Source organism: Tenacibaculum bernardetii (assembly GCF_029125915.1).
In the GTDB taxonomy this organism is placed as follows: domain Bacteria; phylum Bacteroidota; class Bacteroidia; order Flavobacteriales; family Flavobacteriaceae; genus Polaribacter; species Polaribacter bernardetii.
In genome coordinates, this window is the sequence record NZ_JAQJCU010000006.1 from 87,896 (window position 1) to 110,458 (window position 22,563).

General features: G+C 30.3%; 27 protein-coding genes. 4 read left to right on the plus strand and 23 right to left on the minus strand.

The window, feature by feature from the left end; all coding sequences use genetic code 11:
• Positions 1-8: 8 nt before the first annotated feature.
• Positions 9-374, plus strand: coding sequence for a DUF423 domain-containing protein (locus P2G10_RS06615; RefSeq protein ID WP_275315767.1), 366 nt, complete (start codon positions 9-11; stop codon positions 372-374).
• Here the strand turns inward: P2G10_RS06615 and P2G10_RS06620 are convergent.
• From P2G10_RS06620 to P2G10_RS06645, 6 genes are read right to left on the minus strand one after another with little or no spacing between them, the layout of a single operon-like run.
• Complete coding sequence (locus P2G10_RS06620) at positions 367-1,218, minus strand: hypothetical protein (RefSeq protein WP_255554356.1); 852 nt, start codon at positions 1,216-1,218, stop codon at positions 367-369. The genes P2G10_RS06615 and P2G10_RS06620 overlap by 8 nt on opposite strands.
• 10 nt (positions 1,219-1,228) lie before the next feature.
• Entirely contained in the window at positions 1,229-2,035 is an 807-nt protein-coding gene (locus tag P2G10_RS06625) for a TPM domain-containing protein (protein WP_275315768.1), read from the minus strand.
• A 6-nt stretch (positions 2,036-2,041) separates the two neighbouring features.
• Entirely contained in the window at positions 2,042-2,482 is a 441-nt protein-coding gene (locus P2G10_RS06630; protein ID WP_275315769.1) for a TPM domain-containing protein, read from the minus strand.
• 2 nt (positions 2,483-2,484) lie between these two features.
• A complete protein-coding gene (locus tag P2G10_RS06635; RefSeq protein WP_218771484.1) occupies positions 2,485-3,093 on the minus strand; it encodes a LemA family protein in 609 nt (202 codons plus the stop codon).
• Between the two features lie 13 nt (positions 3,094-3,106).
• Entirely contained in the window at positions 3,107-3,436 is a 330-nt protein-coding gene (locus P2G10_RS06640; protein WP_218771485.1) for a MerR family transcriptional regulator, read from the minus strand.
• Positions 3,437-3,454: 18 nt separating this feature from the next.
• Positions 3,455-4,423, minus strand: coding sequence for a M23 family metallopeptidase (locus P2G10_RS06645; protein WP_275315770.1), 969 nt, complete (start codon positions 4,421-4,423; stop codon positions 3,455-3,457).
• A 152-nt stretch (positions 4,424-4,575) separates the two neighbouring features.
• Here P2G10_RS06645 and alaS point away from each other — a divergent pair, with 152 nt between their 5' ends.
• The gene (gene alaS / locus P2G10_RS06650) at positions 4,576-7,206 is read left to right on the plus strand and encodes an alanine--tRNA ligase (protein ID WP_275315771.1); all 2,631 of its coding nucleotides are present in this window, start codon (positions 4,576-4,578) and stop codon (positions 7,204-7,206) included.
• 100 nt (positions 7,207-7,306) lie between these two features.
• Here alaS and P2G10_RS06655 read toward each other — a convergent pair whose 3' ends face one another.
• Positions 7,307-8,194, minus strand: a complete 888-nt coding sequence (locus P2G10_RS06655; protein WP_275315773.1) for a hypothetical protein — start codon at positions 8,192-8,194, stop codon at positions 7,307-7,309.
• A gap of 195 nt (positions 8,195-8,389) precedes the next feature.
• Between P2G10_RS06655 and P2G10_RS06660 the strand changes: the two genes are divergently transcribed.
• Entirely contained in the window at positions 8,390-8,608 is a 219-nt protein-coding gene (locus P2G10_RS06660) for a TM2 domain-containing protein (RefSeq protein WP_275315774.1), read from the plus strand.
• 52 nt (positions 8,609-8,660) lie between these two features.
• On the opposite strand, the gene P2G10_RS06665 is transcribed toward P2G10_RS06660, so the two are convergent.
• The 15 genes from P2G10_RS06665 to P2G10_RS06735 all read right to left on the minus strand — a co-directional run bounded on the left by P2G10_RS06665 (position 8,661) and on the right by P2G10_RS06735 (position 21,156).
• A complete protein-coding gene (locus P2G10_RS06665; protein WP_275315775.1) occupies positions 8,661-9,947 on the minus strand; it encodes a cryptochrome/photolyase family protein in 1,287 nt (428 codons plus the stop codon).
• Positions 9,937-10,422 (minus strand): SRPBCC family protein, encoded by a 486-nt coding sequence (locus P2G10_RS06670; protein ID WP_275315776.1) that lies wholly within the window; start codon positions 10,420-10,422, stop codon positions 9,937-9,939. Before P2G10_RS06670 ends, P2G10_RS06665 begins: the two co-directional genes overlap by 11 nt.
• Positions 10,423-10,938: a glutathione peroxidase gene (locus tag P2G10_RS06675; protein WP_275315777.1), complete on the minus strand. Its 516-nt coding sequence runs from the start codon at positions 10,936-10,938 to the stop codon at positions 10,423-10,425.
• 27 nt (positions 10,939-10,965) lie between these two features.
• Complete coding sequence (locus P2G10_RS06680) at positions 10,966-11,496, minus strand: CIA30 family protein (protein ID WP_275315778.1); 531 nt, start codon at positions 11,494-11,496, stop codon at positions 10,966-10,968.
• Between the two features lie 2 nt (positions 11,497-11,498).
• Positions 11,499-12,176 (minus strand): SDR family NAD(P)-dependent oxidoreductase, encoded by a 678-nt coding sequence (locus P2G10_RS06685; protein ID WP_275315779.1) that lies wholly within the window; start codon positions 12,174-12,176, stop codon positions 11,499-11,501.
• A 45-nt stretch (positions 12,177-12,221) separates the two neighbouring features.
• Complete coding sequence (locus tag P2G10_RS06690) at positions 12,222-13,640, minus strand: SDR family oxidoreductase (protein ID WP_275315780.1); 1,419 nt, start codon at positions 13,638-13,640, stop codon at positions 12,222-12,224.
• Position 13,641: 1 nt separating this feature from the next.
• Positions 13,642-14,253: a flavin reductase family protein gene (locus P2G10_RS06695; protein ID WP_218771495.1), complete on the minus strand. Its 612-nt coding sequence runs from the start codon at positions 14,251-14,253 to the stop codon at positions 13,642-13,644.
• Positions 14,253-15,563 carry an ABC1 kinase family protein gene (locus P2G10_RS06700; RefSeq protein WP_275315781.1) on the minus strand — a complete coding sequence of 437 codons (1,311 nt, stop codon included), beginning with the start codon at positions 15,561-15,563 and terminating at the stop codon, positions 14,253-14,255. The genes P2G10_RS06695 and P2G10_RS06700 overlap by 1 nt, the downstream gene beginning before the upstream one ends.
• Positions 15,560-16,213 carry a TetR family transcriptional regulator C-terminal domain-containing protein gene (locus P2G10_RS06705; RefSeq protein ID WP_275315782.1) on the minus strand — a complete coding sequence of 218 codons (654 nt, stop codon included), beginning with the start codon at positions 16,211-16,213 and terminating at the stop codon, positions 15,560-15,562. Before P2G10_RS06705 ends, P2G10_RS06700 begins: the two co-directional genes overlap by 4 nt.
• Positions 16,214-16,217: 4 nt before the next feature.
• Positions 16,218-16,691: a TspO/MBR family protein gene (locus P2G10_RS06710; RefSeq protein ID WP_275315783.1), complete on the minus strand. Its 474-nt coding sequence runs from the start codon at positions 16,689-16,691 to the stop codon at positions 16,218-16,220.
• Positions 16,678-17,379 (minus strand): lycopene cyclase domain-containing protein, encoded by a 702-nt coding sequence (locus tag P2G10_RS06715; RefSeq protein ID WP_218771499.1) that lies wholly within the window; start codon positions 17,377-17,379, stop codon positions 16,678-16,680. Before P2G10_RS06715 ends, P2G10_RS06710 begins: the two co-directional genes overlap by 14 nt.
• On the minus strand, positions 17,376-17,822 hold the full coding sequence (locus P2G10_RS06720) for a sterol desaturase family protein (RefSeq protein ID WP_275315784.1): 447 nt from the start codon (positions 17,820-17,822) through the stop codon (positions 17,376-17,378). Before P2G10_RS06720 ends, P2G10_RS06715 begins: the two co-directional genes overlap by 4 nt.
• Entirely contained in the window at positions 17,822-18,664 is an 843-nt protein-coding gene (locus P2G10_RS06725) for a phytoene/squalene synthase family protein (protein ID WP_275315785.1), read from the minus strand. The genes P2G10_RS06720 and P2G10_RS06725 overlap by 1 nt, the downstream gene beginning before the upstream one ends.
• 1 nt (position 18,665) lies before the next feature.
• Positions 18,666-20,129, minus strand: coding sequence for a phytoene desaturase family protein (locus P2G10_RS06730; RefSeq protein ID WP_275315786.1), 1,464 nt, complete (start codon positions 20,127-20,129; stop codon positions 18,666-18,668).
• Positions 20,130-20,262: 133 nt separating this feature from the next.
• The gene (locus tag P2G10_RS06735) at positions 20,263-21,156 is read right to left on the minus strand and encodes a MerR family transcriptional regulator (RefSeq protein WP_218771503.1); all 894 of its coding nucleotides are present in this window, start codon (positions 21,154-21,156) and stop codon (positions 20,263-20,265) included.
• 112 nt (positions 21,157-21,268) lie between these two features.
• On the opposite strand from P2G10_RS06735, the gene P2G10_RS06740 reads away from it, so the two are divergent.
• Entirely contained in the window at positions 21,269-22,225 is a 957-nt protein-coding gene (locus P2G10_RS06740; protein WP_275315787.1) for a GSCFA domain-containing protein, read from the plus strand.
• Between the two features lie 9 nt (positions 22,226-22,234).
• Here the strand turns inward: P2G10_RS06740 and P2G10_RS06745 are convergent, their stop codons facing one another.
• Positions 22,235-22,549: a rhodanese-like domain-containing protein gene (locus P2G10_RS06745; protein WP_275315788.1), complete on the minus strand. Its 315-nt coding sequence runs from the start codon at positions 22,547-22,549 to the stop codon at positions 22,235-22,237.
• Positions 22,550-22,563 lie beyond the last annotated feature (14 nt).

Below are 22,563 nucleotides of genomic sequence, written 5' to 3' on the forward strand. Positions count from 1 at the left end.
TAATAAAGATGCAACAAATAGTATTAATATCTGGCGCCTTATTTGGCGGATTAGCTGTAATTTTCGGTGCCTTTAGTGCACATGCTTTAAAGAAAATATTATCCGAAGATCAATTAAAATCGTTTGAAACAGGCGTAAAATACCAAATGTATCACGCAATTGTTTTATTATTTATAGGGAGTTCTTTTTCTATACCAAATCAACTTATGGCTTGGTCTTTCATAATCGGAATTGTTCTTTTTTCGTTTAGTATTTACGGATTAGTCTTATCGGATGCTAAAGGTAAAAAAATGAAGTTTTTAGGACCAATCACCCCTTTAGGTGGCTTACTGTTAGTTGCAGGCTGGATCATGTTATTACTCGAGTTTATTTAATCGTAAACTCGTATAATTTACCACCTAACGACTTTGTTTTTTCATCGGCGATATAAAGTGTTGTATCGTCTTTAAAGCTGAGACTTTCTTTCTGAGAAACATGTTCTAATGCAAATTCTTTTACATCTCCTGAGAAAAAATCATCCTCATTAAAATTGGTAAATACAAAAACCGATTGATGATTTAACAAGGCTACTTTTTTTCCGTTAGGAGATATCGTTGCAGCCGTTATCGAGCAGTGTATATCAGCGCAATTTTCGAAAGTTGAAATGTACTTTGCTTCATGATTTCCTTTTATTGCGGGAATTTTATACAAAGTCGTTTTACCATACTTTCCTTTCACCCTACTCTTTGTAAAAACGTATAAGAATCCGTTGTGATAGAATACACTTTCTGCATCAAAAAAACGATCTTTCTTTTTCGGCGGAAACTTATATTGATCTGGATAAGAGAATTTAATTTTTGTTACCTCAACAGCATCTTTCTCTATTAAATCTTGATGAAAAATTTTAAGTATTTTTAAGTTTTTTCGTTTGTTATTATTGTTTCCAAAATCAGCAATATATAAATTCCCTTTTTCATCGGATGTTATATCTTCCCAATCGTTATTCTTAGCATTAACAACAACTTCTCTTATAATATATCCGTTGGTATTAACGCCGTATATAACAGGCTTATTTCCACTATCATTTAGCATCCATAATAATTCAGCATTTTTTATCTTTTCTATTCCTGAAACCTCTTTTAAAGAATTTGGTAAATCTGCAAGTACTTTTAGTTGACCAAAATTCTGGCAACTAACTATTAAAAAAAAAGATATTAAAACGAAACTTCTTTGTATCATAACAATTATTTTACCAGCTACCACCAGCACCACCACCGCTAAATCCGCCGCCGCCAAAACCTCCTCCGAAGCCTCCGCCACCAAATCCACCGCCAGAAGAACCACTAAAACCGCCGCCGCCAAAACCTCCGCGACCTGCATTACTTAAAATAATGGTTTCTAAAATACTTCTTGATGTTGAGCCTCTATAATTTCGTTTTCCTCCACCTCCATTTCCCTTATTCCCTCTAGAAATAACGATAAAAAAGATAACTACAATTATAATAAAGATGATGAAACTATAATCTTTACCTTTTTTAGATTTTTTGCGAGTTCCTTTATACTCGCCATTTAAAACTTTAAAAATAGCGTTAGATCCGTCATCTAATCCAGCATAAAAATCGCCTCTTTTAAATTGCGGAATGATGTAATTCCTGGTTATTTCACCTACAATTCCGGCTGTTAATTTATGTTCTACTCCATATCCTGGAGAAATCCATATTTTTCGGTCGTTTTTTGCTAAAAGAATAAAAACACCGTTATCTTCTTTAGCTTGCCCAATACCCCATTCATGTGCCCATCTCGGAGTTAAGATTCCGATACTTTCACCGTTTGTAGAATCGATGATTCCTACTACTATTTGAGTAGAAGTTGTATCTGAATATTTAATTAATTTATTTTCTAAAGTTGCTTTTTGAGCATCAGAAAGTAAACCAACATAATCATAAACACTTGTTTGTTCTTTTGGTTTATCCGGAATTTTATACCCTTGAGAAAATGTTGTTTGAGTAAACAACAATCCGATTATAAAAAATAAAATTTGTGTGGTTTTCTTCAAGATTCTTTATCCTTTAGATATTTCGTTAGACAATTCGTCTTCATCATCAGTTTGCCAAGGAAAATGAGTTTTTAATTCTTCTCCTGCTTTTAAAACTCCTTCAACAATTCCTTTTTTGAAATTACCTTCTTTAAAGTGATTTTGCATAGTATTTTTTGTAGTGTCCCAAAAATTGGTTGGTACCACTTTATTTATTCCTTGGTCACCATAAATTACAAATTTATGATCTTCAACAGCTACGTAAATTAAAACAGCATTCTGTTGTTTTGTTATATTCATGTTTAGAGAATGAAACACTTCTAAAGCACGATTAAAAGCATCATCTTTACGAGATGATGCTTCTATATGTACTCTAATTTCGCCAGAGGTATTTAATTCGGCTATTTTAATAGCTGAAATTATTTCTTGCTCTTCTTCTTTAGTGAGAAAATCTTCTACTTTAGACATTTTTATTTTTTAGTTCCAAAATCGAAATTAACATCCGGAGCTTTTTCTGCACCAGCTTCCGCTTCAAAATAAGGTTTACCTTCAAAACCAAACCACCCTGCTAAAATAGAATTAGGAAATACTTTTACATGATTGTTATAAGGTTTTACAGCTTCGTTAAATCGAGTTCTAACTGTTAAAATTTGATTTTCAGTACTTGCTAATTCATCTTGTAACTTTAAGAAATTCTGATTTGTTTTTAAATCAGGATAACGCTCTACTGTTACTAATAAACTTTTTAAGGCACCACTTAAACCACCTTGAACTTTATTAAACTGTGCTAGTTGTTCTGGTGTTACTTTTGATGGGTCAATATTTATTGATGTTGCTTTGGCTCTTGCGTTGATTACTTCGGTAAGTGTCGATTTTTCAAAATCAGCAGCTCCTTGTACCGTTTTAACTAAATTACCAATTAAATCACTTCTTCTTTGGTATGCAGTTTCTACATTACCCCAAGATTCCGCAATATTTTCATTTAATCTTACTGCTGTATTATTAAATCCTACAACCCATTTAAAGACTACGAATACTAATACTCCAATAATAACTAAAGGCACTAACCATTTTTTCATAATAATTGATTTTCTATAATTGATTTTTAATTTTTTTTAATTCTGCTTTTACTCTTTCTAACCTACTAATAACTTCATGATTATTAACTACATCATTCGGGTTTTTTTTAAGCTTTTGTTTTGCGCCATCTAAAGTAAAACCTCTTTCTTTTACTAAGTTGAATATCAACTTAAAATTCTCAATATCCTCTTTTGTAAATAACCGATTTCCTTTTGCGTTTTTTTTAGGCTTAATAACCTCAAATTCTTGTTCCCAAAAACGGATTAGTGAAACATTTACGTTAAAAGCTTTAGACACTTCTCCTATTTTATAGTATCTTTTATCAGGTAGTTCTACATACATTTCCTTAGTAAGTTCTAATTAATCGTATGATTGTCCGTTTTCTTGTGATGCTTTTTGCATTGCAATAAATTCTTCTGGAGTTAAATCTCCATAATAAAAATAAATAGGATTTACAGGTCTACCATCTTTATGAATTTCATAATGTAAATGTGATGCCATAGAGCGACCAGTATTTCCAACATAGCCTATTATATCTCCTCGTTTTACTTCTTGCTTTCTTTTTGCTATAATTTTACTCATGTGCGCATAAATAGTTCTATACCCATATCCGTGATCTATATATACTACTTTACCAAAAGTAGAACTTCTATGAGCTTTCGCTATAACACCATTACCAGAAGCAAAAATAGGTGTGCCTTTTGGAGCTGTAAAATCCATTCCATTATGCATTCTTCTCGTTTTAAGGATTGGATGCATACGCATACCATAACCAGATGCCATACGTTTTAAATCTTGATTTTTCACAGGTTGTATAGCAGGAATAGAGGCTAACATTTTTTCCTTTTCTTTTGCCAAACTAACAATTTCGTCTAATGATTTTGATTGCACAACCATCTGCTTCGATAATATTTCTATTTCTCTTGTTGCATTGGTAATCATTGCGCTATTTTTAAACCCCTCTAAATGCTTGTACCTATTCACACCTCCAAAACCTGCTTTACGCTGCTCTTCTGGTATAGCACTTGCTTCAAAATACGCTCTATATATATTATCATCTCTTTCTTGTAGCTCAGATAATCTTTCTGACAACACAACTAATTCTTTAGACATTAGTTCTGTATGCAACTTAAAATTCTCTATTTCTCTTTTTTGAGCTCTTTCGTTAGGTGACATTAAAAACTGACTAAACCCTATAAAACCAAAGAATGCAACCAATAAAGCACTAACAATTCCTAAAAAGGACTTTTTATATTTCTCGCTTTTTTTTGACTCTATTTTTCGGTAAGATAACGTCTCAGGATCGTAATAATATTTTACTTTCGCCATAATACTAAATATACTATTTTTGTGCACGTTAAACAAGCAAAAACTCTTAAGAACTTTTGTTTGACAACACACAAATTTACAAAATGTTTTAAAACTACTTTTGTTAAGTTGTTTTTTAATAATTATTTAACAAAATTTCGAGCGCTAACCGTATGAAATCTCAAGAAATAAGATCAAAATTTTTAGAATTTTACAAAAATTCTAAAAACCATAAAATCGTTCCATCTGCACCAATGGTGTTAAAAAACGACCCTACTTTAATGTTTGTTAACGCAGGTATGGTTCCTTTTAAAGAGTTTTTTTTAGGTCAAAAAAAAATAGTAAATACTAGAGTTGCTGATTCTCAAAAATGTTTACGTGTTTCAGGAAAACATAACGATTTAGAAGAAGTAGGTAAAGATACCTATCATCATACGTTATTTGAAATGCTAGGAAACTGGAGTTTTGGAGATTACTTTAAAAAAGAAGCAATAGCCTGGGCTTGGGAACTGCTTACCGAAGTATATAAAATAGATAAGGATATTTTATATGTTACTATTTTTGAAGGTGATGAAGAAGAAGGCTTAAAAAAAGATACCGAAGCGTATGACATTTGGAAACAATACATAGCTGAAGACCGTATTTTATTAGGAAATAAAAAAGATAATTTTTGGGAAATGGGAGCGCAAGGACCTTGCGGACCATGTTCTGAAATTCATATAGATATCCGCTCTGCGGAAGAGAAAGCAAAAGTATCTGGTGCATCACTAGTAAATTTAGATCATCCGCATGTTGTAGAAGTTTGGAATTTAGTTTTTATGCAATACAACCGTAAGGCTAACGGAAGCTTAGAGAACTTACCATCAACACATATTGATACTGGTATGGGCTTTGAACGTTTATGTATGGCACTTCAGGGTGTACAATCTAATTATGATACGGATGTTTTTACTCCGATAATTAGAGAAATCGAAACTATTACTGGTGTAAAATATGAAGACCCAAAAGTTACTGGAGATGAAACAGATATTGCTATTCGTGTTATTGCAGATCATGTAAGAGCGGTAGCTTTTTCTATTGCAGATGGTCAGTTACCTAGTAACACAGGTGCTGGTTATGTGATTAGAAGAATTTTAAGGAGAGCTATTCGTTACGGATTTACTTTTTTAAATCAAAAAGAACCATTTATCTACAAATTAGTAGAAACTTTAAGTGCACAAATGGGAGATGCTTTTCCTGAAATAAAAGCACAAGAACAACTAGCTCACAATGTAATTAAAGAAGAAGAACATTCTTTCTTAAAAACATTAGAACAAGGTTTATTATTATTAAACACAATAACCACCAATGCTTCTGAAAAGGTAATTTCGGGTAGAAAAGTATTTGAACTAAAAGATACGTATGGTTTTCCTGAAGATTTAACTGCTTTAATTTTATCTGAAAACGGATTAGATTATAACAAAGAAGAATATAACAAAGCTTTAAAAGAACAACAAGACAGAGGTAGAGAAGCAACTGCTATTGAAACCGATGACTGGAATATTTTAATTGAAGATGATGAAGAAGAGTTTGTAGGATATGATACTTTGGCTGCTGATGTTAAGTTAACACGATACAGAAAAATATCAACTAAAAAAGATGGTGAGCAATACCAATTGGTATTTAACATGACACCTTTTTATCCTGAAGGAGGAGGGCAAGTTGGTGATGTAGGTTATATTGAAACTTCTAACGGTGATGTAATTTATATCTTAAAAACTAAAAAAGAAAACAATCTAATTATTCATTACACTAAAAATTTACCTGAAAATTTATCAGAAAAATTTAAAGCTGTTGTAAATGAAGAAATTAGAAATTTATCAGCAAGTAACCATACTGCCACACACCTATTACACCAAGCTTTACGCACTATTTTAGGAACACATGTAGAGCAAAAAGGATCGTTGGTTAGTACAAAACACTTACGTTTTGATTTCTCTCACTTTGCTAAAGTAGATGCAGATAAATTACAAGAAATAGAAGGTTTTGTAAATGCACGTATTCGTGAAAACCTTTCTTTAATTGAAAAAAGAAATATACCAATGCAACAAGCTATCGATGAAGGTGCTATTGCTTTATTTGGTGAAAAATACGGAGATTCTGTAAGAGCTATTAAATTTGGCCAGTCTATGGAGTTATGTGGTGGAACGCACGTAAAGCAAACAGGTGATATTTGGTACTTTAAAATAAAATCTGAAGGCGCAGTTGCATCAGGAATTAGAAGAATCGAAGCGATTACAAATGCTGCCGTTGGTGATTATTTTGAAGATGTTGATCGTAATTTAACTTCGGTAAAGCAGTTATTAAAAAACCCAAAGGACGTTGTAAAATCTGTAACTAGCTTACAAGATGAAAATACAGCTTTAAAGAAACAAATAGAACAGTTATTAAAAGACAAGGCTGAAAATTTATCTGGCGAATTAAGAAATCAATTACAAGAAATAAATGGTGTTCAGTTTTTAGCGACTAAAGTAGATTTAGATGCAAACGGAATTAAAAATTTAGCTTTTGCTTTAGGTAAAGAGTTTGATAATTTATTCTTGTTTTTTGCTACTTCTGAAAAAGCAGACAAGGCAATGTTAACTTGTTATATTTCTAAAGAACTAGCTACAGAACGTGGTTATGATGCAGGAAAAGTTGTGCGAGAACTAGGAAAACTAATTCACGGTGGTGGAGGTGGACAAAATTTCTTTGCTACTGCAGGAGGTAAAAACCCTGGTGGAATTCCGAAAGCTTTAGAAAAAGCAAAAGATTATATTGCGTAGTATATATATTGTCACTTCCTAATATAATAATACAAGTCGTGATATATAAAACCAAAAACACCTCTATAAAAATATAGAGGTGTTTTTTTATGAATAAATATTACTTTACAACAATATTAATTTTAGCGGATTTCCCTTTATTTATATTAGACAAAAACTCATAGAATCTATTTGCTTCATATATTTTAATTTTGGCTGTATTTGTTTTAATTTTTCCAGAGTTAATTGTCTTAACTTCTATTGTATTACTTCCCTTTTTTAAGTTAATTAGCAACTTTTTTTTCTCTGTCTTTAACTTTAAGTTGGCTAGTACTTTTTTGCCATTTATATAAACATCTACAATATCACCATCTTCTTTACCATAATCCCAAATTTCAAACTTTGCTTGGTTTTTATTTAGAAAAATAGTTATTGTTTCATCTTCATTAAGGTTTGTTTTTCCGAATTTGGTTAAAATTTTATCTGGTCTTAATTTTTCTTTAACAACAGAATCTATCCTTTTTTTCTTTTTAACTTTCTTATATATTTTCTTTAATTTCTTTTGAACAAACTTGGTTCCAACTATTTTAATTTTACCTGACGCACAAACTTCTCCATTTGGGTAAACTCCTTCAAAATCAGAATCAAATGATTTTTTTGCACTCCTAAGTTTTAATTTACCTCTAGATTTGATAAAGCAGAATTCGTCTGTTAAAACATCTGACTTTGTATATAAAACATCTTTTTCTTCAAACACTAGTTCATTTGTATTTTCATCAAAGGTTCCAAAAACATACGACTTTGTTTCGTTATCACCCTCAATATCAGTATAAGAATACCCTCTTATACTATCCTTATCTATATTAAATTCTAATTTATATGAATATAACTGTGTTTTATTCAACATTAAAACCCCTAAAAATTCATAATCAAATTTCTCTGCTTTTTGAGAAAAAACTATAGAAGCAAAAAAGTTAAAAAACAAAAAAAATATTAGTTTACTTTTCATAAAATTATTTTAAATTCGTGCGAATTTAAAACTAAAAAAATTCATACTACGAAAAAATCTATTACTATTTTAAGCTTTATCTTTTCTTTCTTTTTATTTACATCTACAGCAGAAGCTTCTTTTCCTGTAAAGAAAAACAAAGAAAACATTGAAGTTGTTAAAGGAGAGAAAATCGAAAAAAGCAATGCACCTGCAATGGCTATGTCATCTGGTAAAAGCCAAATCGTTGCCCTTATTTTATGTTGGGTTGTTGGTATTATTGGTGTTCACAGATTTTATTTAGGATACACTTGGCAAGGTGTTGTTCAAATTTTAACTCTTGGTGGTTTAGGTATTTGGACACTTATTGATTTTATTAGAATCATTACTGGTGATTTAACTCCTAAGAACGGAAGTTATTCTAAAACATTTTAATAAATTAACTTAGTACATAAAAGGCTCAAAGATTAATTTCTTTGAGCCTTTTTTAGTTTAATGCTTTTTTATAAGTTGAAATAGCTCTTTCTCTTGCTAATTTATGCTCAACCATTGGTTGTGGATATGTTAATTCATCAAAATCTTCAATCCACTTTCTAATATACTCTAAATCTTTATCAAACTTCTTTAACTGAGATTCGGGATTAAAAACTCTAAAATACGGTGCTGCATCACAGCCGGTTCCTGCAGCCCATTGCCAGTTTCCGTTATTAGCCGATAATTCATAATCTAATAATTTCTCAGCAAAATAAGCTTCTCCCCAACGCCAATCTATTAATAAATGTTTGCACAAAAAACCAGCAGTAACCATTCGCACACGATTATGCATGTAACCTGTTTTATTTAATTGTCGCATACCAGCATCAACCATTGGGTAACCAGTTTCTCCTTTACACCATTTTTTAAATTCTTCCTCATTATTTCTCCACGGAATGGCATCATATTTTTGCTTAAAGTTATTAGTAACAACTTTAGGAAAATGAAACAGCACTTGCATAAAAAACTCTCGCCATATTAATTCGTTTAAGAACGTCGCGTTTGTTTTTAAAGCATAAAGAACCATTTTACGAACACTTACCAACCCGAAACGAAAGTAAGGCGACAAATACGATGTTTTATCCTGAAAAGGGAAATCTCGTATCTCATCATAATTCGATAAACTCGATAAATTATATGGCTTTACCTTTATCGAACTCTCTTCAAACCCTATTGCTTTTAAAGTTGGAAAATCTGCTGTAAAATGATAAAAATCAGAAAAATTAATAACAAATTCTTTCGTATCAATATCGGCATCAAACTTTTGTAGCCATTTATTTTTATAAGGTGTATAAACCGTATATGGCAAACCGTCATTTTTTACAACCTCATCTTTCTCAAAAATAACTTGATCCTTATAACTGTAAAAATCAACGTTGTTAGACGTTAAAAAAGCTTCAACCTGCTGATCTCTTTTTATAGCATATGGCTCGTAATCTTTATTTATATAAACTGCCGTAATATTATAATCAGCTATTAAACTTTCCCAAATTTTAAGAGGATTTCCTTTTTTAATTAATAGTGATGAACCTTCTTTTTTTAATTCTGTATCTAACTTATGTAACGTTTGATAAATAAAAGAAACTCTAGCATCGTCTTTTCGTAAATTATCAATTATTTCTTCATCAAAAATAAAAACAGGAAGTATTTTACCTCCTGATTTTAATGCGTTATGTAATGCTACGTTATCTTCTAAACGCAAGTCTCTACGAAACCAAAAAACAGCAATTTTATTTTCCATTAAAAGCTTTATCTAAAATTACATATCTGTATTCAAAAATAGTTTGCAGTTGCTTTTTTATAAACAAAGTTTGCGCTATATGTCCTAAAAACCCAAAAGGGATTTTATACGATATTTTATCTTTCATTAACGTATTTCCGTTTTCTAATTCTTCAAACCAATGTTCGTGATGCCACATAGCATAAGGACCAAAACGCTGTTCATCTACAAAGAACTGTTGTTCTTTAACCTGAGTTATTTCGGTTACCCAATTTGTTTTTATAAACGGAACCGGAGATACTTTATAGGTAATTATCTGACCTTGATATGCCTTTTTATCGACTTTAGAGGTAATGTTAAAACCCATTTTCGGAGGCGTTATTTTAGCTAGATTTTCTGGTGAAGAAAAATAATCCCAAGCCTTATCTAAAGACATTTTTAGTTCTTGCTGCGTTTCTAACGTATAAATTCCTGAATGTTTTTTAAAATTTATCATTTATAAAAGTTTCGTAATTTTAGAACTCATCGGTTTTGTTGTAGAGTAAAAAACATCCACTAACCTACCTTCTTCATCTACTAAGTATTTTTGAAAATTCCATTTTACTGAAGAATTCATTTTACCATTCTTTTCTTTATCTGTTAACCAGCTATATAAAGAATGTTGATTATTTCCTTTTACGTCTAATTTTTCTGTCATCGGAAATTCAACACCAAAGTTTAGCGTACAAAAAGATTTAATTTCTGATTCTGCACCAGGTTCTTGGCTACCAAATTGATTACAAGGCAAACCTATAACCACCAATTTATCGCCGTGCTTAGTGTACAATTCTTGCAAACCGTCATACTGATTTGTAAATCCGCATTTAGATGCCACGTTAACAAATAATATTTTCTTTCCTTTATATTCATTCAGGTCTAGATTTTTACCGTCTATTCCTTCTATTTTAATATCGTATAAAGATTCTTTAGGTGTTACTGTTTGTGCGTTTCCTAAAAAGCTAAATAATGCCATAAGTAAAGTTATTTTTAATGTTCTCATTTATTGAAGTGTTATGTTGTTGATCTTTAATTTAAATTTTTCGTTTTTTTTATTTCCTATAAGAATCGCAATTTCTTTTATTTCTTTTGCAGAGAAATTTTCAATATCTAATTTATTGCCTCTAAATGATGCATAAAAAGCATTTAAAGGTAATGCTATTTTCTCTGTTTCTGTTGATGTTTGAAAAGACTGTATGTACCAAAAACGTTGCTCTTTTTCTGATTTAATTCTGAATTGATATTTTTTACCATCTCCTTTTAATTTAATCACAAGCTTAGCCGTATTTTCCAATAATGTTATATCTACAGGCAACCGCGTCATCGCAAAACCACCATTATTATCAGTAGAAACCGACCCTGAAAAAACACCTTCACCCTGATCATTAATAACCATTTTAGAAGAAGATAATCCGCCCATTACATTATCATTGGTAATACTCCAATTATTTATATTTTCTTTTTTACTAAAATCAAACACCATAATTTCTGTTATACAAAAGGCAATTAACAAGACGTTAATTAACACTTTCATGATTATAATTTTAAAGATACCATTCCTGCATCAATAGGAAAAACTTGTCCTGAAATTGATGATGCCACATCTGACAATAAATATGCTGCAAGACTAGCAACTTCGGTAGGTTCTAATATTTTTTGAAGAGGATGACGTTGTTTCATTCCTTCTCGCTGCTTCTCATTTCGTAACAATCTTTCTGCCAAAGTTGTATCTGTAACAGTTGGCGCAATACAGTTAAACCTAATTTTTGTAGCGAATTCTGCGGCTAAAGACTTAACAACTCCTTCTACTGCCGATTTACTTGCTGAAACACTAGCGTGAAAAGGCATTCCCATTTTTGTTGCCACTGTACTAAACAACACAACGCTACCGTTATTATTTTTTAACGGATTGATATATTTCTGGATAATTTTTACCGCAGCTACTACGTTAATTTCAAAATCTTCACGAAAATCGTCTAATTTTAAGCGACCTATAGGTTTTAAGTTAATACTTCCTGGACAGTAAACTAATCCGTTAATAGTTTCTAAATCTGGCAACTCATCATTTAAAACATCTAAAGAATAGTGTGTAATATTTTCGTGAGCTTCAATTTCATTTCTACTTATATTGATAATCTTGTGAGTGTCCTTTAACACATCAATCAAAGCTTTTCCTATTCCTTTGCTTCCTCCTACTATTAAAATTGTTTTCATCTATTTTCTTACGTTTACAATTTAATTTTTAAATATATTCTTCAGTTACTTCTTAACTAGCGCATTTATCATCCCTTTAAAAACAAAAGCATGAAATGGTAAAACCGAATACCAATACAAACGCCCTAATACGCCTTTAGGTCTAAACACAGCTTTTTGATATAATTTATCTTTTACTATTTTAAATTCTAACCAAGCTTCTCCTGGCAACTTCATTTCTGCAAACAGTAATAATCTTTTTTCTTTTTTATCAGCTAATAAAACACGCCAAAAATCTAACGGATCTCCTGCTTCTAAATAAGTATCATGAGTTCTACCTCTGCGTAATCCTACACCTCCAAAAACTTTATCAACATAACCTCTTATTTTCCACAATCCGTTAAAACTATACCAACCATTTTTACCACCAATAGACCAGATTTTATTTAATGTAAACTCTTCATCAGTAACTTTAATCGATCTGATATCTTTAAAACAACCATATTCGGGCATTTGAATATGATCAGATAGCTGATCTTGAAAAACGCCACTACTTATCGCGTCTTTCCAGCTTGAAATAACTGTATTTTGTTCTATTCTCTGAAATGCCAAATCAACAGATTCCTTGTAAGAAATAGGTTGAATATTTAAAATTTGATTGATATCACTTGGCTTGGCTATTACCTCTACTTTCATACTATCCACCAAAGCCTGCGCTAGATTAAATGATGTAGAAGTAACAAAATACAACCAATAAGAAGATAATTTTGGAGATAATAAAGGCAATGTTAAAATGTACCTTTTAAAACCTCTTACCTCTGCAAATTGTAAAAGCATTTGCTTGTATGTTAATACCTCAGTACCACAAATATCAAAAGATTTATCATATAACTTATCATTCGCCACAGCTCTTTCTAAGAAAGTTAATACATCACGAATGGCAATTGGTTGTGATTTTGTATTTAACCATTTAGGAGTTACCATTACCGGTAATTTCTCTACAATATCTCTAATAATTTCAAAAGAAGCGCTTCCGCTACCTACAATAATACCTGCTCTGAATGTAGTAAGTGCATATTTTGTTGATTGTAAGTTTTGTTCTACTTGATAACGGGATGCTAAATGTTTAGACAACGAGCTATCGTTTACAATACCACTTAAATAAATTACTTGTTTACAATTTGTTTTTTCTACTAAACTTTTAAAGTTTTTAGCGCAATTTTGTTCTAAATCTTCAAAATTAACAGCATCTGTAGCCATTGAATGTATTAAATAATAAGCCACATTAATATCATTTGGCAATACTATTTCTTCAGTATCTAAAAAATCTACCTTTATAAATTCAATGTTTTTTTTGTGCTCTATCTCATCAGGAATTCGTTGTAAATCACGCACACAACAAACTAGTTGATGCCCTGCTTCTTGCAGCTTTAACACCAATCGTTTGGCAATATAACCCGTGGTTCCTGTGATTAGAATTTTCATTTTATTTTGGTCTTTGGTATGATAATCGTTTTTGTTTGCCTGATATTATATAGGTATCTAAACCGTTTATTGCTGCAATTTTTGCTTCGGATAAATTTAAAAACCCGTCTTCAGAAAGCATTTCGTCTTTAAAATACAAATCTGTTACTTCGCCCAAAACCAAAATAGTTCCGTTTGCTTTTATATGATACTCTTCTAAAAATTTTAATCCAATTTTTAATGGTGATTCTGTAATATAAGGCGCGTAAAAACCTCCTTTATATTCTTCGGATAAATCAGTTTTATCAAATTCTGATATTCCTGGTGCATATTTAGCAGAGGTATGATGCGCATCTTCTATGATGTTTTCACTAACTGAATTTATAGTATAAAATCCTGTTTTTTTTATATTATCATAGGTATTCCTTGCCACCGTAGTTGGTCGCAATACAAAACCTAATATTGCAGGACTAGAGCCATAATGAACCACGGAGCTAAAAACGGCAACATTTGATATTCCGTCTTCTGATTTTGTAGCTATTAAATTAGCCGATTTATAACCAGAAATACTGTTCATTAAATTTATTTTATACAGATGATCCATCTCATCTATTGCCGCTCTAGATAAATGCATTATATATTTTTATAATTATTAATTTTAATATTTGTTGCTTTTAGGTCGTGCATTAAATTATACAACCCAAAGAATGTTCTGTTAATATAAATAAAGTGCTTTGAGCCTCTATTTCCATTCATCTTTTTAAGCTCTGTACTTTTAGAATATTTCTGACCTAATTCAGCTATTTTTCCGAAGAAATTCTCATCCGAAAAATCAAACTCTTCTTGTTGAAATGGCTGTGTAAATAATGATAGCATTTCGTAAAACAATTCTTTAAAAAAAGTAATTTCTTCTTGGCTATCTTCTTTTTTCAGGATTTCTAATTGATATAATTTACTTTCAAAAAAAGCTGGGTTATCAATATTCTCTTTAACTGCCAACTCAAAATAAGGCACATAAAAATCATCAGGAACCTCTTTCATACATCCAAAATCAATAACTATTAAGTCATCTTCTGGTGATACTAAGAAATTTCCTGGGTGCGGATCTGCATGTACTTTTTTTAATACATGTAATTGATACATATAAAAATCCCATAAAGCTTGACCTAGCTTATTTGAAGTTTCTTGATTTAATTGCTTCTTAGTAAACTCAGATAGATGGATTCCGTCCATCCAATCCATCGTTAAAATTCTATCAGAAGAAAACTCCTCGTAATATTTAGGGAATTTTAAATTCGGAATTTTACTGCAAGCATTTGCAATCTCATTACTTTGTTTTAGCTCTAAAATATAATTAGTTTCTTCTAGTAATTTACTTTCAACTTCTTTAAAATATTCATCAGATCCTTCTCCTTTTATATTAAACATTTTCATTGCAATAGGCTTAACCATTGCTAAATCTGTAGAAATACTGTTTGCAACACCTGGATATTGAATTTTAACTGCCAATCTTTTATTATTCACAGTAGCTTTATGAACTTGCCCAATACTTGCCGCATTTACAGACTCTACTGTAAATGTATCAAAAACTTCATCTGGTGTTTTTTTAAAATATTTTAAAAATGTTTTAACAACTAATGGCCCTGAAAGTGGCGGAACCGAAAATTGTGATAAAGAAAATTTTTCTACATAAGCATTTGGCAACAAACTCTTTTCCATACTTAGCATTTGCGCAACTTTTAATGCCGATCCTTTTAACTCCTTTAATCCGTCGTAAATATCTGTCGCATTGTCTTCATTTAGCTGCTCTCTTGCTTCCTCTTCTGTTTTTGTTATCTTATTACCGTAATATTTAGCATAATTAACACCAACCTTAAGCCCTGTAGTTACAAGCTTTGTTGCTCTTTCTATTTTTGATGTAGGTATTTTATTTAATGTTTTCATAATGATGTACCTTTTTCTTTCCACAAAAACTTCGCTAAATCAATTACACTTTTTACTGGTGCAATTTGCTGAATATCAAAACTTGCTTTGATAGATTTCTCTATAAAAACATCTGTTTTTTCAAAATTTGATGACTCGTCATCAATCCAAAATTTCATTACCATTAATAATTGTAGCCAATAGCTTTCTGAAATTGTTTTATCTTGAATTTTATTGATTTTATCATTTTTAAAATCAATTTTCTCTAAACTAATTCCGTTTACAAAATGTACAAACTCGGTATGTAATTTTTTTAGAACTGATAACTTAGAAAAATCTGATTTTATGCCTTTTAATTGCATTAAGACATAAGACCTGTTTGCTGTTAATAATTCGAAAAAAGTAAAATAAAAACTTAGTAATTTATCTTTTGATGAATAGTCTTTATAAGCTTCTGTTTTATGTAGTAAATGGATTGTTTCTTTCGCGAAAATTGCAAAAATTGACTTCTCTAAACTTTCGAAAGTTGAATAATGCTTGTAAAAATCTGATTCTTCGAAATTATTTTCATGCGCAAATGAGTATACCGAAGTTGGCTTACCAGAAATTAAAACCGAATTCATATACCATTCTACTATTTTCTCTTGGGTAATATTCTTTTTTTTTGCCATAATTTTAATTATAAAATATGATGTATGCGTTTAAACTTGTTGCAATCGTCATCCATATTAAATACGGAAGTATTAGTAATGTGAACATTCTTAATTTATTTAAATGCTCGAAAGTAAAATAACCTATTAGCAGCCATAACAATGTAATAGAAACTAATCCGACAACTGTTAATTGTTGATTGAAAAAAAAGTAATTCCAACTTACATTTAACATCCATTGAGCTATAAACAGTGAGAGTAATTTTTTATCTAAAAATTTATACTCGAAACTTAACTTGGTCATATAAAATGAAAACAATAACATTATCGTTGTCCAAGCTGCTCCAAAAATCCAGCCAGGAGGCGTCCAAGGCGCTTTATTTAACGAAAGATACCACTCCTTTTGAGGGCCGTCTTCCATCAATAAAGTACCTATTCCTAGTGCCAAAAAATTAAACACTAAGAATACTAAAAACCGTATGTATTTATTTATTTTCAAACTTTTTATTTTTTAAATAGTTGAATATTAATTGTGCAGAAAACAACATGGTAAATGCGTAAAAAACGTCTTCAAACGGAATTGTAAATAACCTAAATCCTAGGTTCTCTTTATTATTATACCAAACAACTGGTTCATCTATAAAACTTCCTGTTAGTATGCCGTTTACGATTAAAAACGGAATTAAGATGACTAAAAAACTAGGAAAGTATTCTTGCAATGTTGTTAGATGATATTTTAATCCGTAAAAAAGTAATACTAAAAAGAGTATAAAATTTATTGTTGTATATAGTTTTCCGAAATTAAAAATCAATAAAATTCCTGTTATAAGAATCAATAAAAAACTGGTAATTATTACCGCTCCTTTTGATAATTTAAACTTAGGGGCTAAATATTTTAAGACTTCATGAGTAAACAAACAAGCGTAGGGAATACAAAAGAAAAACAACCATTCTTCAATAGGCATTCTAAAAATCTCTATCGATAAATGATAGGTTGAATTAAATCCCCAAACTCCATATTTTGTAAACAACCCATCCCAAATTAAAAAAGGAATTGCAACCAATAAAATACTTATAAAAGCTTCTTTAAAGTATTGAATAAAATGAAATTTTTTTTCAATTATACTATACAATAACGGAATGCTTAAACTACCTAATGTTAATATGAGATATAAGTATTGACTCATTGTCTTTTCTTAAAATATTTAAAGGGCACAAACAGCATTCCAAAACATTCTCCATCTGGTCTACCTAAATGTTTATGATGAATTTTATGCGCCTTTCTTAATCCTTTTAAATATTGATTATTAGTATTCTTAAACCAATTGAATCGTCTGTGTATTAAAACGTCGTGCACTAAAAAATAAGCGATTCCGTAACACAAAATACCTAAACCAATAAAAAACAAATAATTCAACTCGGGTCTAATTCCGAAATAGAATAACAAAATACTTGGTATAGCAAAAACAACGAAAAAAGCATCATTTTTTTCGAAAACATTTGGGTAACCAGGTTGATGATGATCTTCATGTAAAAACCAACCAAAACCGTGCATTATATATTTATGAGTACACCATGTAACACCTTCCATAGTTACAAAGGTTAAAATAGTTATAACTGTAAATAACATTATATCATTTTTAATTTATATTTAACATAACTTCTTGCTAACAAGTTTATTTTCATCGGATTAGAAATTCTAATTCTAGTATCCATAATTTTAGCTGACGGAGTAGCTTTTAACTTGTTTAATAATTTTTTATAATATCTATAAGCCATATAAACTCCGAATTTAGCATCAACAGGTAATTTTAAAATTCCATTTGTAAGCGCATATTCAAAATCAGCTTCAATATCTTTAATAATTATCTCTTTTGATGTTTCGTCTAACTTTTTAAGATCTACATTCGGAAAATATGAACGATTTAACAGCTCAAAATCATCTTTTAAATCACGCAAAAAATTTACTTTTTGAAATGCTGAACCCAAACGCATTGCTGCAGCTTTAAGTTCATCGTATTTTTGATCATCTCCGTTAACAAAAACCTTTAAACACATTAAACCAACAACATCGGCAGATCCGTATATATAGGCATCATATTCTTCTTGAGTTTTATATTCGGTTTTAAACAAATCCGCTTTCATACTTTTTAAAAAAGCTTGCACCATATCATCAGAAATACCATACGTATTTACTGTGTAAACAAATGAATTTAATATAGGATTTAAACTGATCCCTTCTTTTTTAGCTGCATAATACTCATTCTCAAAATGCGCTAACAAATCTTCTTTGTTATACTCATGAAAAGAATCTACAATCTCATCAGCAAAACGAACAAAACCATAAATATTATAAATGGCTCCCCTAATTTTTGGTGACAACATTTTTGTTGCTAATGAAAAAGATGTACTATATTTTTGAGTTACCAACTTACTACACGAGTAAGAAACCTCATCAAATAATTGTTTCATTTTAGTGGTTTTTTAAAATTAAATCTGATGCTATTTTACCAGATATTAGTGCTGGCGGAACTCCTGGTCCTGGCACTGTTAATTGACCCGTGAAAAATAAATTCTTAACTTTTTTACTTTTTATTTTTGGTCTTAAAAAAGCTGTTTGTGTTAAAATATTTGCTAATCCGTAAGCATTACCTTTGTATGAGTTGTAATCTTTTACAAAATCATTTACACAAAAACTTTCTTTAAATAATATATTTTCTTTAACTGATTGACCTGTTAATTTTTCTAATCTTTCAAGAATAAGATTAAAATATTTTTCTCTTATCTCTGGAGTGTCTTCTAAGCCAGGGGCAAGCGGAATTAAAAAAGTTGCTGCTTCTTTATTTGTTGACGCAAAAGAGTCGTCAGTTATTGAAGGAAAACTCGCATAAAACAATGGTTTTTTAGGCCAACTAGGTGTATCGTAAATCGTTTTTGCGTGTAAATCAAAATCTGTATCAAAAAATAATGTGTGGTGACAAACATTTGCTAGCTTTTTATCAAAACCTACATAAAAAAGTAATGATGATGGAGCAAAGACCTTCTTATCCCAATATTTCTCTGAATATTGCCTGTACTTTTTGGGCAATAAAGTTTCTGTATGATGATAATCTGCACCACTTAAAACTATATCTGATGAAACAAACTCTCCATTAACCATTAGCCCATTTGCTTCGCCTATATCGTTTACAGTAATTTCATCTACATTCGCTTCAGTTTTAAAACTAACTCCTAAATCGGTTGCTAACGTAATCATGGCTTCAATTACTTTATACATTCCGCCCTTTGGATGCCAAGTACCCAAGCCAAAATCTGCATAGTTCATGAAATTATAAAAAGCCGGGGTATTACTTGGTTTTGCCCCTAAAAATAGCACCGGAAATTCTAGAATCTGTATTAACTTTTTGCTTTTTATTTTCTTTCTTACCTGTGTTCTTATTGTTGAAAAAAACTGAGTAATCTTACCTATAGTAACTGGCGTAACCAACTCTAAAGGAGAAACTCCTGGTTTGTACACTAAATCGTTTATAGAAACATCATAATTATATTCTGCTGATTTTAAAAAACTCTTTAAGTGCTTTGAACTACCTTTTTCTTCTTTTTCAAAGACCTCGTATATTTCTTCTAAACTCCCGGGAATTGTTATTGAATCTAAAGCATCGAAGTATACTTGATAAGCCGGAGTTAATTTTTCTAACTCATAATAATCGGCAGGTTTTTTACCAAAATCAGCAAAAAACTTTTCGAATACATCTGGCATCCAATACCAAGTCGGACCGATATCAAAAGTAAAACCATCTTTAATTAATTGCCTAGCTCTACCACCTACTGTTGCGTTCTTTTCTAAAACTACGACTTCATAACCGGCTTTCGCTAAATAACATGATGCTGCTAGAGAAGAAAAACCTGAACCTATTATTGATATTTTTTTTTTCAATTTTACTTTTTTAAAAAGATTATTAGCTTCGTTGTTAAATATATAAAAATTTAAAGGTGAAGCAAAAAAAATGACTTAATCAAATTTACGAATTTTTGTTTAATAAATAAACAAAAAGATTAAACGTTTTAATTTATAATGTTTTTAACAATTCAATAACAGAAGAATAAATGGTAATATTAGCGTTAAAATCGAGGTCTTTTATTTTTTCAGTCTTAGATCCTACAGCTATTAATTGATGTTTTGTACCTGTTAAAACATTTTCAATTTCACGAAAATAATCAACAATTTTATCATCATATGGCTGAATAGTTAATGCCGTAATAAAACGAACTTCTGTCTCGCTTTCGAAAAAATAATTTAAATTACTTAACGGCAAACTCTGCCCTAAATAAATAGTCATATTACCTCTTAAAACTAATTCGTAATTCAAATACATTAATCCTAATTCGTGTATTTCATTTTCAGGTAAAAAAAGCACATATGTAATATTAGAATTTGTAGTAGTATACTCTAATCTTTCTGTACTAATTTGAATTTTCTGAGAAATTAAATTAGATATAAAATGTTCATGTGCTGGCAACAAAGTGTCCGTTTGCCATAATAAACCTATATGACTTAAAAAAGGTACAAAAACGTCTTTAAAAATTTCTCTAAACGTTTTTTTATTTAGTAACTTATTATAAGTGTTATTAAACAAAACCTTATCAAATTGAAACATCGCCAACTTAAAAGAGTTGATTGCCTCATCATTTACCGCTGCTTTAAAAGCCAATTCTCTTGCTTTAACAATAATAGTATCATTAGACATCTGAGCTATTTTAGATATCTTGTTGTTATTATTATACAACAACACAACATTTAATAACTTCTGAAGATTCTCTGAAGAATAATACCTAATATTGGTATCTGTTCTTTCTGGTGTTAACAAATCATATCTTTTTTCCCAAATACGGATCGTATGTGCTTTTACCCCCGAAATATTCTCAAGGTCTTTAATTGTAAAAGATTTTTTAATATTGTTCAATTTATGTTGATTTTTATTAAACAAAGATATGTTTTTTTAAACATAAAAAAAGATTAATAATTATTTATAAGGGTTTTATCTTTATTTTTGGACAGCTATTTATATTTCTTCTATGATTCTTCAAACTACAATTCCTTTAAAAAAGCAGCAGTTCCATAAAGTTGATTACAATTCTAAATTACTATTAATAGGTTCTTGTTTTTCAGAGAACATAGGGAAAAAATTAGCTTACTACAAGTTTCAATCAACTACGAATCCGTTTGGTATTTTATTCCACCCAAAAGCTATTGAAACACTAATAACGATGGCTATCAATGAAAAAAAACACACTACCAAAGATGTTATTTTTAACAATGAACAATGGCATTCTTTCAACGCGCATTCTAACTTAAGTTCTTCAGATAAAAACGAGCTAATACATAATTTAAATACCGCAAACACCCTAACACTTCAGCAATTAAAAAACGCCACACATATTATAATAACCCTAGGAACTTCGTGGGTATATCGTTTTATTGAAACAGATACTATAGTTGCGAATTGTCATAAAATTCAGCAAAAAAAATTTTTAAAAGAAATTTTAACTGTTGATGAAATAACAGAAAGTATCGATGCCATAACTAAATTAATTACTTCTATAAACAAGAATGTTACGATTACTTTTACAGTTTCACCTGTTAGACATTTAAAAGACGGATTTATAGAAAACCAACGTAGCAAATCTCATTTATTAGCAGCAATTCACCAACTTCTTGACTCCGCTCAAAGTGACAAAATAAATTATTTTCCTTCTTATGAAATAATGATGGATGAGCTTCGTGATTATCGTTTTTATACTGAAGATATGATTCATCCTAACAAAATTGCTGTAGATTATATTTGGGATAGATTTACTGATGTTTGGTTTTCTGAGCAAACCAAAGAAACAATGAATAAAGTAGAAACCGTTCAAAAAGGCATAACACATCGCTCTTTTAATCCAACTTCTGAAGCGCATTTAAAATTCTTAAACAACCTTCAACAAAAAAAGGAAACACTTATTAAAGCATTTCCTTTTATGAAATTTTAATATTTAATCTTATTTAACCAAATACTGATCTACATTTTGCCAAGGTCCACCGTTAATTACATCTATTCCGTGGCTTGCTAAAAATTGCATTGCTTGTCCACTTCTTCCACCACTCTTACAAACGGCTATTACTGGTTTATTCCAAGATCTTATTTCTTCTACATTTAAAGGCACTACTATTAAAACAATATGCTTTGCTACATCAGAGTGCCCTTCGTTCCATTCAGCCAAAGTGCGCACATCTAAAATCACAGCATCTTTATCTAAATATTCTTGTATTTCGTTTGTCATGTTTTTCTTTCTAAATAAATTAAATAATCCCATTCGCTTTGTTATTA